Source organism: Mesorhizobium sp. ESP-6-2 (assembly GCF_020164675.1).
In the GTDB taxonomy this organism is placed as follows: Bacteria; Pseudomonadota; Alphaproteobacteria; order Rhizobiales; family Rhizobiaceae; genus Mesorhizobium.
The window spans coordinates 183,629-198,895 of record NZ_JAIUGT010000004.1; the positions used below are offsets into that span (position 1 = coordinate 183,629).

General features: G+C 63.3%; 15 protein-coding genes. 8 read left to right on the forward strand and 7 right to left on the reverse strand.

Going from position 1 to position 15,267, the window contains the following annotated elements; all coding sequences use genetic code 11:
- Window positions 1-2: 2 nt before the first annotated feature.
- Window positions 3-1,136, reverse strand: coding sequence for a site-specific DNA-methyltransferase (locus tag LB532_RS13350; RefSeq protein WP_140638675.1), 1,134 nt, complete (start codon window positions 1,134-1,136; stop codon window positions 3-5).
- 165 nt (window positions 1,137-1,301) lie between these two features.
- Between LB532_RS13350 and LB532_RS13355 the strand changes: the two genes are divergently transcribed.
- Entirely contained in the window at window positions 1,302-1,991 is a 690-nt protein-coding gene (locus tag LB532_RS13355; protein WP_140638674.1) for an HAD family hydrolase, read from the forward strand.
- Window positions 1,992-2,029: 38 nt separating this feature from the next.
- Here LB532_RS13355 and LB532_RS13360 read toward each other — a convergent pair whose 3' ends face one another.
- Window positions 2,030-2,755, reverse strand: a complete 726-nt coding sequence (locus LB532_RS13360) for a hypothetical protein (protein ID WP_140638673.1) — start codon at window positions 2,753-2,755, stop codon at window positions 2,030-2,032.
- A gap of 130 nt (window positions 2,756-2,885) precedes the next feature.
- On the opposite strand from LB532_RS13360, the gene thrC reads away from it, so the two are divergent.
- The 4 genes from thrC to LB532_RS13380 are packed head-to-tail and all read left to right on the forward strand — an operon-like array spanning window position 2,886 to window position 9,094.
- Window positions 2,886-4,283: a threonine synthase gene (gene thrC, locus LB532_RS13365; protein ID WP_140638672.1), complete on the forward strand. Its 1,398-nt coding sequence runs from the start codon at window positions 2,886-2,888 to the stop codon at window positions 4,281-4,283.
- A gap of 14 nt (window positions 4,284-4,297) precedes the next feature.
- The gene (locus tag LB532_RS13370) at window positions 4,298-5,590 is read left to right on the forward strand and encodes a M16 family metallopeptidase (RefSeq protein WP_140494943.1); all 1,293 of its coding nucleotides are present in this window, start codon (window positions 4,298-4,300) and stop codon (window positions 5,588-5,590) included.
- Between the two features lie 15 nt (window positions 5,591-5,605).
- Window positions 5,606-6,202, forward strand: a complete 597-nt coding sequence (locus LB532_RS13375; protein ID WP_140638671.1) for a GNAT family N-acetyltransferase — start codon at window positions 5,606-5,608, stop codon at window positions 6,200-6,202.
- A gap of 3 nt (window positions 6,203-6,205) precedes the next feature.
- Complete coding sequence (locus tag LB532_RS13380; protein ID WP_140638670.1) at window positions 6,206-9,094, forward strand: EAL domain-containing protein; 2,889 nt, start codon at window positions 6,206-6,208, stop codon at window positions 9,092-9,094.
- A gap of 21 nt (window positions 9,095-9,115) precedes the next feature.
- Here LB532_RS13380 and LB532_RS13385 read toward each other — a convergent pair whose 3' ends face one another.
- Window positions 9,116-9,724 carry a YqgE/AlgH family protein gene (locus tag LB532_RS13385; protein WP_140494949.1) on the reverse strand — a complete coding sequence of 203 codons (609 nt, stop codon included), beginning with the start codon at window positions 9,722-9,724 and terminating at the stop codon, window positions 9,116-9,118.
- A gap of 169 nt (window positions 9,725-9,893) precedes the next feature.
- Between LB532_RS13385 and LB532_RS13390 the strand changes: the two genes are divergently transcribed.
- From LB532_RS13390 to LB532_RS13400, 3 genes are all read left to right on the forward strand, one after another.
- Window positions 9,894-10,700, forward strand: a complete 807-nt coding sequence (locus LB532_RS13390; protein ID WP_140638669.1) for a protein-disulfide reductase DsbD domain-containing protein — start codon at window positions 9,894-9,896, stop codon at window positions 10,698-10,700.
- An 85-nt stretch (window positions 10,701-10,785) separates the two neighbouring features.
- Window positions 10,786-11,268 (forward strand): peroxiredoxin, encoded by a 483-nt coding sequence (locus tag LB532_RS13395; protein WP_140558196.1) that lies wholly within the window; start codon window positions 10,786-10,788, stop codon window positions 11,266-11,268.
- Window positions 11,269-11,270: 2 nt separating this feature from the next.
- A complete protein-coding gene (locus LB532_RS13400) occupies window positions 11,271-11,750 on the forward strand; it encodes a DUF2938 domain-containing protein (RefSeq protein WP_140638668.1) in 480 nt (159 codons plus the stop codon).
- 172 nt (window positions 11,751-11,922) lie between these two features.
- Here the strand turns inward: LB532_RS13400 and rnhA are convergent, their stop codons facing one another.
- From rnhA to LB532_RS13420, 4 genes are all read right to left on the reverse strand, one after another.
- Entirely contained in the window at window positions 11,923-12,456 is a 534-nt protein-coding gene (gene rnhA, locus LB532_RS13405; RefSeq protein WP_140638667.1) for a ribonuclease HI, read from the reverse strand.
- Entirely contained in the window at window positions 12,453-13,415 is a 963-nt protein-coding gene (locus LB532_RS13410; RefSeq protein WP_140638666.1) for a homoserine kinase, read from the reverse strand. The genes rnhA and LB532_RS13410 overlap by 4 nt, the downstream gene beginning before the upstream one ends.
- Before the next feature lie 5 nt (window positions 13,416-13,420).
- On the reverse strand, window positions 13,421-14,431 hold the full coding sequence (gene ispH / locus LB532_RS13415; RefSeq protein WP_140638665.1) for a 4-hydroxy-3-methylbut-2-enyl diphosphate reductase: 1,011 nt from the start codon (window positions 14,429-14,431) through the stop codon (window positions 13,421-13,423).
- Window positions 14,432-14,518: 87 nt separating this feature from the next.
- Window positions 14,519-15,265, reverse strand: a complete 747-nt coding sequence (locus LB532_RS13420; protein ID WP_411908879.1) for an SURF1 family protein — start codon at window positions 15,263-15,265, stop codon at window positions 14,519-14,521.
- Window positions 15,266-15,267: the final 2 nt, after the last annotated feature.

The window sequence follows — 15,267 nt, forward strand, 5'->3', positions numbered from 1 at the left end:
GGTCAGCCCCCTGCCCTTTCCATGCCGAGACGCGCGATGCGGCGCAGTTCGTCGATCGGGGTCAGGCCGCCACTGCGCTCATAGTGCCAGAAGGTCCAGCCGTTGCAGGCATCCAGGCCCTGAACTTCGGCGCCGATCTTGTGGATCGAGCCGGCACTGTCGCCGATCGCCACCGTGCCGTCGGCGCGGACCTTGGCCGCCCAGCGCTTCTTGGCGTCGTAGAGCGTCGCGCCGGGCGTCACCAGTCCGGTGTCGATCAGACTGACGAAGGCGACCCTGGGTTCAGCGCGCTTGCCGGTGAGTACGGTCAAATCCGCGCCCTCGAGCGGCCGCACCGCGTCGATGCGCTCATTGGCGGCGTCTATATAGGCCTGCTCGCGCTCTATGCCGACAAAATGCCTGCCGAGGCGCTTGGCCACCGCGCCTGTCGTGCCGGAGCCGAAGAAGGGATCGAGCACGACGTCGCCGGGCTTGGTCGAGGCCATCATGACGCGGGCGAGCAGCGCCTCCGGCTTCTGTGTCGGGTGCAGTTTATCGCCATTGTCGTTCTTCAGCCGCTCGCCACCGGTGCAGATCGGGAACAGCCAGTCGGAACGCATCTGTATGTCGTCGTTCGACGCCTTCAGCGCTTCGTAGTTGAAGGTGTAGCCCTTGCCCTTCTGGTCGCGGGAGGCCCAGATCATCGTCTCATGCGCGTTCTGGAAGCGGCGGCCACGAAAATTCGGCATCGGGTTGGTCTTGCGCCAGACGACGTCGTTGAGAATCCAGAAGCCGAGGTCCTGCATCTTGGCGCCGACCCGGAAGATGTTGTGATAGGAGCCGATGACCCAGATGGTGCCGTTGGGCTTCAGCACCCGGCGCGCCGCCAGCAGCCAGGCGCGCGTGAAGGCATCGTAGGCCTCGAAGCTCTCGAACCGGTCCCAGTCGTCGTCGACCGCGTCGACCTTGGATTGGTCGGGCCGGTGCAGGTCGCCGTCGAGCTGCAGATTGTAGGGCGGATCGGCGAAGATGACGTCGATGCATTTTTCGGGCAGCCGGTCGAGCGCCGCGACGCAGTCGCCCTTCAGGATCGTGTCCAGCCATTCGGATTGCTGGGGAGCATGGGAAAGCTCGTCGACAAGACGCACGGCTGACATTTTTACACCCAAGGCACGCGTTACTGTTTACTCCCGGTTATGGTTACCGATCAGCGTAAATATTCGGTGAAGGGCAGCGAGCGGATGCCGCCGGTTTGCGCCGACGTGCCCGTTGGTGTATGCCGCGCCGCCTGAAGCCTGTCCGCCCTCATTGCCCGGATCACCATGCCCCAGCCAGACCTTGTCATCTTCGATTGCGACGGCGTGCTCGTCGATTCCGAAATCATCGCCGCGCGCGTCGAGGCCGAGCTCCTGACCTTGTCCGGATACGAGATCTCGGCCGAGGAGATTGCCGAGACCTATGCGGGGCTGACGTTCAAGGACATTCTGATGCGGGTTGAGGAGAAGTCCAACATCCCGTTCCAGGTATCGCTGATTGATCGCGCCGAGGAGCTGGTCGACCGGAAACTGCGCAGCGACGTTCGCGCCATCGAAGGCGTGCGCGAAGCGGTCGCCTCGGTGACGGCGCAACGTTGCATCTGCTCCAACTCACGCTCGGAGCGGATAGAATTCATGCTGGAGAAGGTGCATCTGCTGCCATTCTTCGCCGGGCGTATCTTCTCCGCGATGGAGACGCCGACCGGAAAAACCAAACCGGCTCCGGACGTGTTCCTGATGGCCGCTGAAAAGCTCGGCGCCCATCCGGCAAACACTTTCGTCATCGAGGATTCCGTACACGGCGTCACCGGCGCAAGGTCGGCGGGAATGCGTGTCATCGGGTTCACCGGCGCCGCCCATAGCTATCCCGGCCATGCCGATGCGCTGACGGAGGCGGGCGCCGAGACGGTGATCCGCCGCTGGGCGGAGCTGAGCGGCACGCTGGCCGCTTTATCCGAGTGGTCGGCGGACGCGTGAGCGTCCGCTAGGCCTCAACGAGCACCGCCGCGGCGGATTTAGTTGGTCGCGGCGGCTTTCTTCCTGCTTTTCTTCGGTTTGTCGGTCCCCGCCTTCGGCGCATTTTCATCATAGCCGGCATAGGCCTGATAATCCTGCGCCGTCGGCGCCGGCACGACCACGTTGGAATCGGTGAAGACGAACTGGGTGGCGACCGAGGGATCGGTAACCTGGACCTGATATTGGTGGATCTGCGAGTAAAGCACCTCGGTGCCATGCATTACCGCGGTGCGGATCGGCATGGTGATGGTGCCGGGCGTGAATTTCGGCCCCGGCACGATCTTGCCGGCGACGGCGATCTTCATCGTCAGCTGTCCATCGGCGCGGCTGCAATCGCGGGTCACGTCGCTGATCGAGGCCTGATAAATGATCCTCGCCGAATCGTCCGGCGGAGTAGCAGCGGCAGCGTCGGCCGCAGCCTGGGCCGCGGCATCCTGCGCGGCGTCGCCGGTCTTCTTGAGCTTGGGCCTGGGCTTGCGGGCTTCGTTGGCGTAGGTGTTGAAGAATGCCGTGCCGTCGCGAAGCGTCACCCTCGGGCAATAGGCGTTCAACTGGCTGGCCAGAATCTTGGGGTCCTGCGGCGGCGGTGGCGCGGTCGGGTCCTTCTTGCCGAAACCCAGGTTCAGAATGCCGTTGTCGCCTGATTGGCAGCCGGCGGCGGCAAGCATAAAGCCTGTGAGCGCAAGACCCGCGAAAAAGCGACCGCTGAATGTATGAAACGCCATGAAACTGCACTTCCCTCTCGCAAAGCTGGTGACGTATATCAACCGCGCGGCCAAAATGCGACTGAGCCAGCGTAGAAATTAACCACCTTGCGGTGGGCGGAAAACCCAAGGCAGTAACGGAATTGTGACGATGCAATATGTGAGTACCCGCGGCGAAGCGCCCGCGCTTGGGTTTTGCGATGCCGTGCTGACAGGCCTGGCTCGCGATGGCGGGCTCTATGTGCCGCGCCAGTGGCCGCAATTCTCGATGGCCGAGATCCGCGCCATGCGCGGCCTGGCCTATCCCGACCTGGCCATCCGCGTGCTGTCGCCGTTCCTTGGCGACGAAATCCCGGTGCCCGTGTTCGAGCGCCTGGTGCGCGAGGCCTATGCCACCTTCCGCCACGAGGCCGTCTGCCCGCTGGTCCAGACCCGCCCCAACGCCTTTGTCCTCGAACTCTTCCATGGACCTACGCTGGCCTTCAAGGACGTGGCGATGCAGCTGCTTGCCCGGCTGATGGACCATGTGCTCGCCGAACGCGACCAGCATGCCACCATCGTCGGCGCCACATCGGGCGACACCGGCGGAGCAGCGATAGACGCCTTCGCCGGGCGCAGCCGCACCGACATCTTCATTCTCTTCCCGCATGGCCGCGTCTCGCCGGTGCAGCAACGGCAGATGACGACATCGAAGGCTGAAAACGTGCATGCGCTGGCGATCGAAGGCAATTTCGACGATTGCCAGGGCATGCTCAAGGACATGTTCAACGACCACGGCTTTCGCGACCGGGTCTCGCTGTCGGGGGTGAATTCGATCAACTGGGCCCGCATCATGGCCCAGATCGTCTATTATTTCTCCTCGGCCCTGTCGCTCGGCGCGCCCGATCGCCCCGTCTCCTTCACCGTGCCCACAGGGAATTTCGGCGATATCTTTGCCGGCTACGCCGCCAAAAAAATGGGCCTGCCGATCGATCGGCTGGTCATCGCCACCAACGACAACGACATACTGGCACGCACTTTTGCGACCGGCGAATACCGCACCAAGGGCGTGTTCGCGACTACCTCGCCTTCCATGGACATCCAGGTGTCGTCGAATTTCGAGCGCCTGCTGTTCGAGGCGTCGGGCCGCGACCCGGCGACGGTGCGGCGCTACATGTCCGGCCTCAAACAATCCGGCGCCTTCACCATAGAAGCCACGGAAATCGCGGGGATGCGAGCCGAATTCGATGCCGGCCGCGCAGATATGGACGAGGTCGCCGCCACCATCCGCTCGACGCTCGCGGCCAGCAACTACCTGCTTGATCCGCATACCGCGGCAGCCGTGCATGTCGCGGCCGGCAAGGCGTCGAATGCCGTGCCGATGGTGGTGCTGGGCACTGCGCACCCAGCAAAATTCCCGGCCGCCGTCGAGGCCGCCAGCGGCGTGTCGCCCGCACTGCCCGCATGGCTAGGTGGGTTGATGACATCGGAGGAAAAATACACGGTACTTCCATCCGACCTGAAAATGGTGGAAGATTACGTCAGCCGCCGTGCGCGAGCGGCGCGTTAAGGAGTACGAACCATATGGGTGTTGAGGTAAGCCGTCTGTCGAACGGCCTGACAGTCGCCACCGAAACCCTTCCAAGCATCGAATCGGTTGCCCTGGGTGCCTGGGTCAAGTCGGGTGCCCGCAATGAGCGTGACGAAGAGCATGGCATGGCCCATCTGCTCGAGCACATGGCGTTCAAGGGCACAAAGCGGCGAACAGCCTTCGAGATCGCCTCGGAAATCGAGGACGTCGGCGGCGAGATCAACGCCGCCACCAGCGTCGAGACCACATCCTACTATGCCAGGGTGCTGTCCGACGACGTGCCGCTGGCCGTCGACATTCTTGCCGACATCTTGCAGGAATCGGAATTCGATCCACAGGAGCTCGAACGCGAGCAGCACGTGATCCTGCAGGAAATCGGCGCCGCGCACGACACGCCCGATGACATCGTGTTCGACCGGTTCACCGAGACGGCCTTTCGCCACCAGACCATCGGCCGCTCGATTCTGGGCACGCCGGAAACCGTCAAATCCTTCACGTCGAAGCAATTGCACGATTTCATCGAGCGCCAATACGGCGCCGAGCGCATGGTGATCGTGGCCGCCGGCGACATCAAGCACGACAATTTCGTGCGCGAAGTGGAAAAGCAGCTCGGCGGCTTCCGCACCAAGGCCGACAACACCATCCCGCAATATGCGCAATATGTCGGCGGCGATTTCCGCGAGGACCGCGACCTGATGGACGCGCAGATCGTGCTGGGCTTCGAAGGCCGCGCCTACCATGTGCGCGATTTCTACGCCTCGCAGGTGCTGTCGATGATCCTCGGCGGCGGCATGTCGTCCAGGCTGTTCCAGGAAGTCCGCGAAAAGCGTGGCCTGTGCTATTCGGTCTATGCCTTCCACTGGGGCTTTTCCGACACCGGCATATTCGGCGTCCATGCCGCGACCGGGCAGAGCGACATCGCCGAACTGGTGCCCGTCATCATCGAGGAATTGCAGAAGGCCGGCGAGAACATCCTGCAGGAAGAGCTCGACCGGGCGCGCGCGCAATACCGCGCAGGTCTGATCATGTCGGCGGAAAGCCCGGCCAGCCGCGCCTCGCAGATCGCGAGACAGCTGCTCTTGTTCGGCCGGCCGATCGCCAAGGAGGAACTGATGGAGCGGCTCTCGGCGCTGACGGTCGATCGTTTGACCGACCTGTCGTCACGGCTGTTCTCGACCAAACCGACGCTTACCGCTGTAGGGCCCGTGGGTACGCTGGCGCCATACGAAGCGATCCTCGATTCGCTTCCGGGCACGCCCACCACGGCCCGCAAGCTCGCCGTCTAAGCCCGCACAAGCGCCGTGTTCGCGCTCCCTTTCTTTCGCCGCGACCTGCCGGCACTGAAGGGCGACCGCGTGACGCTGCGCGTGCCGTTCACCAATGACTACCGGGAGTGGTCGACTGTGCGCGGCGAGAGCCGGGCATTCCTCGAACCATGGGAGCCGCGCTGGGCGCCGGACGAGCTTGATCGGGCGGCATGGCGACTGCGCATCAGCCGCTACCGCGAGGACTATGCGCAGGGAACCGCGATCGCCTTCTTCATATTCGAGAAATCGAGCGGCAGGTTGGCTGGCGGAATTACGCTCGGCAACATACGCCACGGGGTCTCGCAGAGCGGGCATGTCGGCTACTGGATCGGCGAGCGCTTCGGCGGCCGTGGCCTGATGACCGACGCCGTCAAGGTCGTGACCCGCTTCGCCTTCGATACGCTGAGGTTGCACCGGATCGAAGCGGCCTGTATTCCCGACAATATCAGGTCGATCCGTGTGCTTGAAAAAGCCGGATTCCGGCGCGAAGGACTTCTGCGATCCTACCTCAGGATCAATGGCATCTGGCAGGACCACTACCTCTACGCCCGGATCGCGGACGATCCGCCAGGCGCTGGAACGAAGGGCTGATTTTTGACGAAATTCCTGCGCAACGGGCCGCTGTTCGCCTTTGTCCTCGCGACGATCCTGACGCTGTGCGCTGCGTCCTCGGCCTTTGCCGTCGAACCGATCAAGATCGCCCGCGACGATGTCGCGCTCGATCTGTCCGGCGCCGTGGAAATCTACCGCAACCAGGGCGAAAACTTCCAGGTTTCGACCGCACCCGGACCCGACGGCATCGTGCGACGTATCGAGGTCGAGGCCAATGACGCACGTTCCACCGGCGACTGGGCCGTGTTCGCGCTTGCCAACACCACCGACCAGCAGCTCGACCGGCTGATCGTGGCGCCGCATTTCCGACTGGTCAATTCCGGCATCTTCTGGCCGGATCTCGGCTCGACCCGCATCGCCGCCATTACGCCCAGCGAAGGCTTTGCTCTCGACCGCCAGAGCAGCCCCGACGCCGATGTCTTCCGGGTGACGCTGAACCCGGGAACGGTGATCACCTTCATCGCCGAACTCGCCTCACCCAAGCTGCCGCAGGTCTATCTCTGGGATCCGGAATCCTACAAGGACTCGGTCAATTCCTACACGCTGTTCCGCGGCATCGTCATCGGCATCGCCGGCCTTCTCGCGCTGTTCCTGACCATCCTGTTCGTGGTCAAGGGAACCTCCATGTTCCCCGCGACCGCGGCACTCGCCTGGGCCGTGCTTGCCTATATCTGCGTCGATTTCGGCTTCCTCAACAAGATCATCGAGATATCGCCCGGCAATGAGCAGATGTGGCGGGCGGGAACGGAGGTGGCGCTGGCGGCTACCTTCGTGGTGTTCCTGTTCGCCTATCTCAATCTCAACCGATGGCACGGCCATTTCAGCTATGGGGCGCTGGTCTGGATCCTCGGCCTGCTCTTGATCGCCGGCGTCGCCATCGTCGACCCGGCGGTCGCGGCGGGTATCGCCAGGCTGTCCTTCGCCGCCACCGCGCTGACCGGGCTCGGCCTGATCATCTTCCTCGGCATACGCGGTTATGATCGCGCGATCATGCTTGTGCCCAGTTGGGTGATGGTGCTGTTGTGGCTATGCGGATCGTGGATGGCGATAACCGGCATGCTCGACAACGACATCGCCCAGCCGGCGCTTGGCGGCGGTTTGATCCTCATCATCCTGCTGATCGGCTTCACCGTCATGCAGCATGCCTTTGCCGGCGGCGCGCTGCACCAGGGACTGTTCTCCGACCTCGAGCGGCAGGCGCTGGCGGTGGCCGGCTCGGGCGACACGGTGTGGGACTGGGACGTGCTGCGCGACCGCGTCGTCACCAAGCCCGATGTCAGCATCCAGCTCGGCCTCGCCCCCAACAGTCTGGGGGGTGCCGCCCGCAACTGGCTGCCGGTGCTGCATGCCGACGACCGCGACACGTTCCGCACCACGCTCGACGTGGTGCTCGAGCATCGGCGCGGCAAGGTGGCGCAGAACTTCCGGCTGCGCGGCGCCGACGGCCACTATCACTGGTTTGCGCTGCGCGCGCGCCCGGTGATCGGATCGGACGGCGAGGTCATCCGCTGCGTCGGCACCATGGTCGACGTCACCGAGCAGAAGAAATCCGAGGAAAGGCTGCTGCACGACGCCGTGCACGACAATCTCACAGGCCTGCCGAATCGCGAATTGTTCATGAACCGGCTCGAGGCGATCATCTCGATCGCACGGACCGAAGAGAAGGTGCGTCCGACCGTCTTCGTCATCGACATCGACCGCTTCAAGCAGGTCAATGACGGGCTCGGGATCTCGGCCGGCGATACCATCCTGCTCACCATCGCGCGCCGCCTGCACCGGCTCTTGAAACCGAAGGACTCGCTGTCACGCTTCGCCGGCGACCAGTTCGCCTTGATGCTGCTTTCCGAGCAGGACCCGGCCCGCATCGCGGCGGTGGCGGACGCCATCAAGCATGCCATCAACGCCCCGATCACCTTTGCCAAGCGCGAGATCGTGCTGACCGCCTCGATCGGGCTGATCACCTGGACCTCGGCGCAGACCTCGGCCGAGGACATGGTCAAGGACGCCGAGCTTGCCATGCATCAGGCCAAGCGCTTCGGCGGCGATCGGATCGAACCGTTCCGTCCGGCCTTCCGCGCCGTCGGCACCGACCGGCTGCAGTTCGAATCCGACCTGCGCCGCGCCATCGAACGGCGCGAATTCACGCTTGCCTACCAGCCGATCGTGCGGCTGGAAGACGGCAGCGTCGCCGGCTTCGAGGCATTGCTGCGCTGGGACCATCCGCGCCGCGGCATGATCCCGCCTGCCGATTTCATCCCGGTCGCCGAAAGCTGCGGGCTGATCGTGCAGCTTGGGCTGTTCGCCATGCAGCAGGCCGCAGAGGATCTGGCGGCATGGCAGAAGCAGATCGGCGACGCGCCGCTGTCGGTTTCGGTCAACCTCTCCAGCCGCCAGCTCATCCGCCGCGATCTGGTCAGCGATGTTCGCTCCGTTATTGCTCGGGCCAATCTGAAGCCGCGCTGCTTCCGGCTAGAGCTCACGGAATCGCTGGTCATGGACAATCCCGAGCAGACCGCCCATGTGCTGACCAAGCTGAAGCAGCTCGGCATCGGCCTGTCGCTCGACGATTTCGGCACCGGCTATTCGTCGCTCGCCTATCTGACGCGCTTTCCCTTCGACACGATCAAGATCGACAAGAGCTTCGTCGACGACAACACGCCCAAACGCGCCGTGCTGCTCAAATCCATGGTCAGCATGGCCCATGAGCTCGGCCTGTCGGTGGTCGCAGAAGGCATTTCGGACGAGCGCGACGCGCTGGAGCTGCGGCAGATGGGCTGCGAATATGTGCAGAGCTTCATGTTCGGCGCCCCGATGCCCGGCGATCAGGTGCTGAAGACGCTGAAGGAACAGTATCCGCTGACGCAAGCGTAATTGGCTTTCACGCCACTGAGCTCAGGCGTGGCCGGCCGCTACACTCAAATGCGCGAGGTCGATGCCGATCGAGGCGAGAATCCGGTCGTATTTGCGCTCGATGTCGGTGTCGAACAGAAGCTCCGGAGTGGCCGGACAGGTCAGCCAGCCGTTTTCGGCTATCTCTGTTTCCAGCTGGCCGGCGCCCCAGCCCGAATAGCCCAGCGCCATCAGCGCGTGGCGCGGTCCCCGGCCAGACGATATGGCGCGCAATATGTCGACGGTCGCGGTCAGGCAGACATCGTCGGAAACGGTCAGCGAAGACTCCACCCGGTAATCGCCCGTATGCAGCACGAAGCCGCGGCTGCGGTCGACGGGCCCGCCATTGCGAACGACGAAATCGCGGGTACGGGCGGGCAACCGGATCGCCTCGTGCTCGTTCATGATGCCAAGTTGCACCAAAAGGTCCGGAAACAGCATCTGCTGCGTCTGGTTGATGATCAGGCCCATCGCGCCCTCATCGCTGTGGGCGCAGATATAGATGACCGAGCGCGTGAAACGGTCGTCCTTCATGCCGGGCATGGCAATGAGGAACTGATCGTCGAGAAAGCCGCTGCCGGCGGCCGTCTTCTTGTGGCGCAACAAGTCCATGATCAGAGCGTAACGCGTTTCCCGGGCGCCGAAAAGATGTACAGCGCCGGTTTTCGACCAAGCCCGTGCCGCCGGCCGATCATTACCTGCGGCAAAGGTCACGCAAATATGATACCGGCAAGACCATGAAATCATTGCACGGCCATGAACGGACGATCAAATCATCACCATGCAAAGCTTGAAAATCCTGTTGCTCGGCGCCGTTATCGGATCGGCAATCACACTCCCAGCCGCCGCCTCTTCGTCCGCCTGGTACAACAGCGAAGGCGGCAAGGTACGGCTGGTGACGAGCGGCAAGCCCGACGATGCCGGCCGCATCCGGGGCGTTCTCGACATAGCGCTCAAGCCTGGCTGGAAGACTTATTGGCGCGACCCGGGCGACGCGGGCGTGCCGCCGCAACTCGATATCTCGGCCAGCACCAACATTTCCGATGCCAGCCTTTCCTTCCCGGCGCCGAAGCGTCATGACGACGGCTACGGCAAATGGGCGGGCTACGACTATCCGGTCTCGCTGCCGGTGACGTTCACGCTGTCGGCCGCGAAGGATCCATCCGTCATCGACGCCGACATTTTCCTCGGCATTTGCGAGACGATCTGCATTCCTGTGCAGACGCGGCTGACCGTCGACCCCGGCTCTGACCCGGACAATGCCGAGGACGCGGAGCTGGTCAAGGCGAGCTTCGCCACCTTGCCCGCGCCGGCAAGATCCGACTTCGGCATCAACGTGCTGCCGGGCGACCATGAAACGCTGGTTGTGGAGGCGAGCTTTCCCGGCGATCCGGAAGCGGCGGACTTCTTCGTCGCAGGAGACCGCGACTACATGTTCGGTTCGCCGGCACGCAGCCAGAAGGACGGCAAGCTGATCTTCACCGTGCCGATCCTCGACCGGCCCTCGACGACACCCACGGATGGCGGACTTCACTATACGCTGACGAGTTCGGCAGGCGCGGTCGAAGGGCTCTTGCCTTTCCCTTGATCCAGCCCCCCGCGATGGTTGCGGGAAAGCGCATAGTTCGCTACCCAAGGCTACGTCCTTCCCCATTCTCCCAAGCGAGGAACTCATGACCATTTCCGCTGGCGACAGACTGCCCGATACGACGTTCAAGACGATGACTGCCGACGGCCCCAAGCCGATCACGACGGCCGAGATTTTTGCAGGAAAGAAGGTCGTGCTGTTTGCCGTGCCAGGCGCCTTCACGCCGACCTGCAGCAACAATCATTTGCCCGGCTATCTGGAGAACCGCGACGCCATCCTGGCGCGCGGTGTCGATACGATCGCTGTGGTTTCGGTCAACGACGTCCATGTCATGGGCGCCTGGGCACGCTTCACCGGCGGTGAAGGCAAGATCCTCTTCCTCGCCGACGGCAATGGCGACTTCGCCAAGGCGATCGGCCTCGACGCCGACTTCTCCGGTGGCGGCATGGGTCTTCGGTCGAAGCGGTTTTCAATGATCGTCGATGACGGCAAGGTCACCGCCCTAAATGTCGAGACCAAGCCCGGCGTCGATGAATCCGGCGCCGCCAAGATCCTCGAACTGCTCTGACCATGACGTTCGACATCGTCTGGCGTAGCGTGGCGATCGGCGTCGGCGCCACGCTGCTGATGGATATCTGGGCCTTTCTTCTCTACAAGATGTTCGGTCAAGCACGGCCGAACTGGGCCCCCGTTGGCCGCTGGGTCTGGCATTTACGGGAAAAAGTCTTTCACGACGATATTGGCGATGCGACGCCCTATGTACACGAATCGGCTTTGGGCTGGGCCTTTCACTATGTTGTCGGCATCGTCTACGGCATCATCCTTGTCGTCGTGGCCGGAGCGGGCTGGCTTGTCGCACCGACTTTCCTGCCGGCTTTCATCCTCGGCATGGTCACAGTCGGCGCCGGCTGGTTCCTGCTGGCGCCCGGCATGGGCGCGGGCTGGGCAGCGTCGAAGCGGCCCAACCCGATGAAGGTACGGGCGCTGAACCTGGTGTCACACACCGTGTTCGCCCTCGGGCTTTGGGGCACGGCGCTGTTGATCCGCTGAGGATCTACGGCTGTGCCGGCCTGTCGATCGGCCGCCACCCGTGGACAATTTGGCGCGCGCCCTCCCATTCCGGCACCGGAATTTTGGCGTCGACCTGAACCTGGGGATGCGTCACATAGTGCAGGACCGGCATGATAGAGATCCCAGCCTGGGGATGGTGCCGACCCGGAATTCAATAGCTTTGGGTCGAACGCCGCGCCTTTGCCACCGCCGGCTGCTTGGACTGCGAGACCGGCTTGGGTGGGGTAGAAACAAGCTTGACCGGGCCCTTCTTGAACGGCGCCATGCCCTCACGAGCGAGTTCGTCCGCCCGTTCGTTCTCGATATGGCCGGCATGGCCCTTGACCCAGATCCACCTAACCTTGTGACGCCGATTGGCTTCATCCAGCGCTTGCCAGAGTTCGCCGTTCTTGACCGGCTTCTTGTCGGCGGTCCTCCAGCCGTTCTTCTTCCAGCCATGGATCCACTTTGAAATGCCGTCCATGACATATTTGCTGTCGGTGTGAAGATCGACCGTGCAAGGTTCCTTGAGCGCGTTCAGCGCCGAGATGGCGGCAAGCAATTCCATGCGGTTGTTGGTCGTCTCGGCCTCGCCACCCGATAGTTCCTTGGTGGCGCCGTTGAAGCGCAGGATCGCGCCCCAGCCGCCCGGGCCGGGATTGCCCGAACAGGCACCATCGGTGAAGATCTCAACGTGTTTGCTCATGCCAGCCCATATTCCGAAGCAGATTTGATCGTCCGATGAAACCGCATTCTCCTGATGTATTCGGTCGGATCGCGTTTCATCACCAGCCCGCCATCGGGAACGGTCAGCCAGTCATACAGCCGGGTCAGCATGAAACGCAGCGCCGAGCCCCGTGCCAGCATCGGAAGTGCTGCCTTTTCCTGATCACTCAGAGGCCGCACACCTTGGTAGCCGGCAAGCAACGCCTTGCCCTTGGTGAGATTGAAGGAAAAATCCTTCTCGAAGCACCAGGCGTTCAGGCAGGTGGCGACGTCATAGGCGTAGAGGTCGTTGCAAGCGAAATAAAAATCAATCAGGCCGGAGAGCTTCTCGCCGAGAAAGAACACGTTGTCCGGGAAAAGATCGGCATGGATGATGCCTTCCGGAAGACCCTTCGGCCAATTCCGCTCGAAGTCGGCGAAGTCGGCGTCGACTTCGGCCGCAAGGCCCGGCTCGACCTCATCGGCACGGTCGCGGGCCGCTGACCAGAGCTTGCGCCAGCCGTCGATGGCGAGCGCATTGGGGCGGGTCATCGGAAAGTCGGCACCGGCCAGATGCAGGGAGGCCAGCGCCTTGCCGACCTCGGCGCAGTGGATCGATGTCGGCCGCCGGAGCGAGAGACCCTCGAGGAAAGTGATGATGACGGCCGGCCGGCCCGCCAGCGTGCCGATGACGCTACCGTCATGCGCGGTCACCGGCAGCGGGCAGGACACGCCCTTTTTGGCGAGATGGCCCATCAACCCGAGGAAAAACGGCAGATCCGCCTTCTCCACCCGTCTTTCATAGAGCGTCAGGATGTAGGAGCCGCTGGAGGTGTGCAGCAAAAAATTCGAGTTCTCGGTGCCCTCCGCGATGCCCTTGTAGGACAGGAGATCGCCGACCGGATAGTGCTTCAGGAATGCGCCGAGTTCGCCTTCCGCAACGTCGGTGTAGACCGCCATGTGCCTTACGGCGCCCCGTTGACGAAAGCCATGTCGGCCGCCGTCAGTTCGACATCGCGCAGTACCCGCATGACGGGAAAATCCTCCGTTTCGGTGGCCGTGATGGCCAGGTCGATCGTGACATCGAAGCGCTGGCGGAACGCATCGATGATCTCGTCGACGATGATCTCCGGGGCGGACGCCCCCGCCGACAGCCCGAGCGTCGAGATGTCGCTGATGTCATCCCACGGAATCTCGGCGGCGCGCTGCACCAGAAGCGACATCGCAGCCCCCGCACGCTCAGCCACTTCGACAAGACGCCGCGAATTGGACGAATTGGGCGCGCCGACGATCAGGTATAGATCGGCGCCCGCGGCAGTGTCCTTGACCGCTTCCTGGCGGTTCGTGGTGGCATAGCAGATCGATTCCGCCGCCGGCGCCTGCAGGTCGGGAAAGCGGTCCTGCAGCGCCCGGATGATGCCGGCCGTATCTTCGACCGAAAGCGTGGTCTGGGTGACGAAGCCGAGCGCCTTCGGGTCCGCCGGCGCGAGCCTCGCGGCATCGGCTTCGGTCTCGATCAGCGTTACCGCGCCGTCCGGCAATTGTCCCATGGTGCCGATCACCTCGGGATGTCCGGCATGGCCGATCAGGAGCACGTGGCGGCCGAGCCGCTGGTGGCGCATCGCCTGCTTGTGGACCTTCGAGACCAATGGGCAGGTGGCGTCGAGATAGAACAAATTGCGCGCCTGGGCATCCGCCGGTACCGACTTCGGCACGCCATGCGCAGAAAAGACGACGGGCGACTGCCGATGTTCGGCCGGAATCTCGGAAAGTTCCTCGATAAACACGGCGCCAAGGCTTTGCAGCCCTTCAACGACATAGCGGTTGTGCACGATCTCGTGGCGGACATACACCGGCGCGCCATATTTCTTCAGCGCCAGCACGACGATCTGGATAGCACGGTCGACGCCGGCGCAAAAACCGCGCGGCTGGCAGAGGCGGATCGTCAGAGGAGGCTTTGTGGTGGTCTGAAGCATGAATCCGGGCCGTTTGATCAGAGCCGAAATGAGGTGCCTACCCCCGTCCTGTCAAGGGCGAGGGCCCTTCAAGCGGGTCTGTCGCGCTCATTCCTCTTTCGCTGGTCTGCGAAGCCGCAGGATGAGAACGGCGGCAAGTGCGGCGGCAAGCCCATACCAGGTCACGGCATATTGCAGATGGCTGTTCGGCAGGTCGATGATGGTGACACCGCCGATGGGCAAACCGCCCGGATTGGGCGTCTTGTCGGCGTCGATGAAGATGGGCACCAGCTTGGCGCTCGCCGGCAAGCCAGCGCTCGCCGCCATCACGTCACGGTCCTTCCAGTAAAAGATATTCTTCGCCACGTCGTTGTCGGGAAGCATCATCGACGGCTTCACCGGCAGCGGATTGCGAGCGAGACCGGTGACCGTCACCTTGCCCGCGACCTGTCCCTTGGCGCGCTTGGCGGCATCCTTCAGATCGTATGGCACGAAACCGCGATTGATCAGGACGAAGCGGCCGTCGTCGAGGGCCAGCGGCGTGTAGACGTTGAAGCCGGCTTCGCCTTCCCATGTCGCGTAGAAATGCCGCTCGCCCGCATGCAGGAACGTGCCGGTCACCGTCACCGGCGTGTAGTCGACGTCCCCAGTCGAGGCGAATTGTTTCTCCACCTCGGCCAGCGGGAGCGGCGGCGAGTGGGTGCGCTGGTCGATGGTCTGGAGAAGACCCTCCTTCCAGTGCAGGCGCTGGACCTGCCAGGTGCCGAGCGCCAGCAGGATCAGAAGCAGGACGAGGCCAATGCCGAGCAGCAATACCGATCCCGGCCGCGAACGACTGCCGTCTTTGGCGGACATGT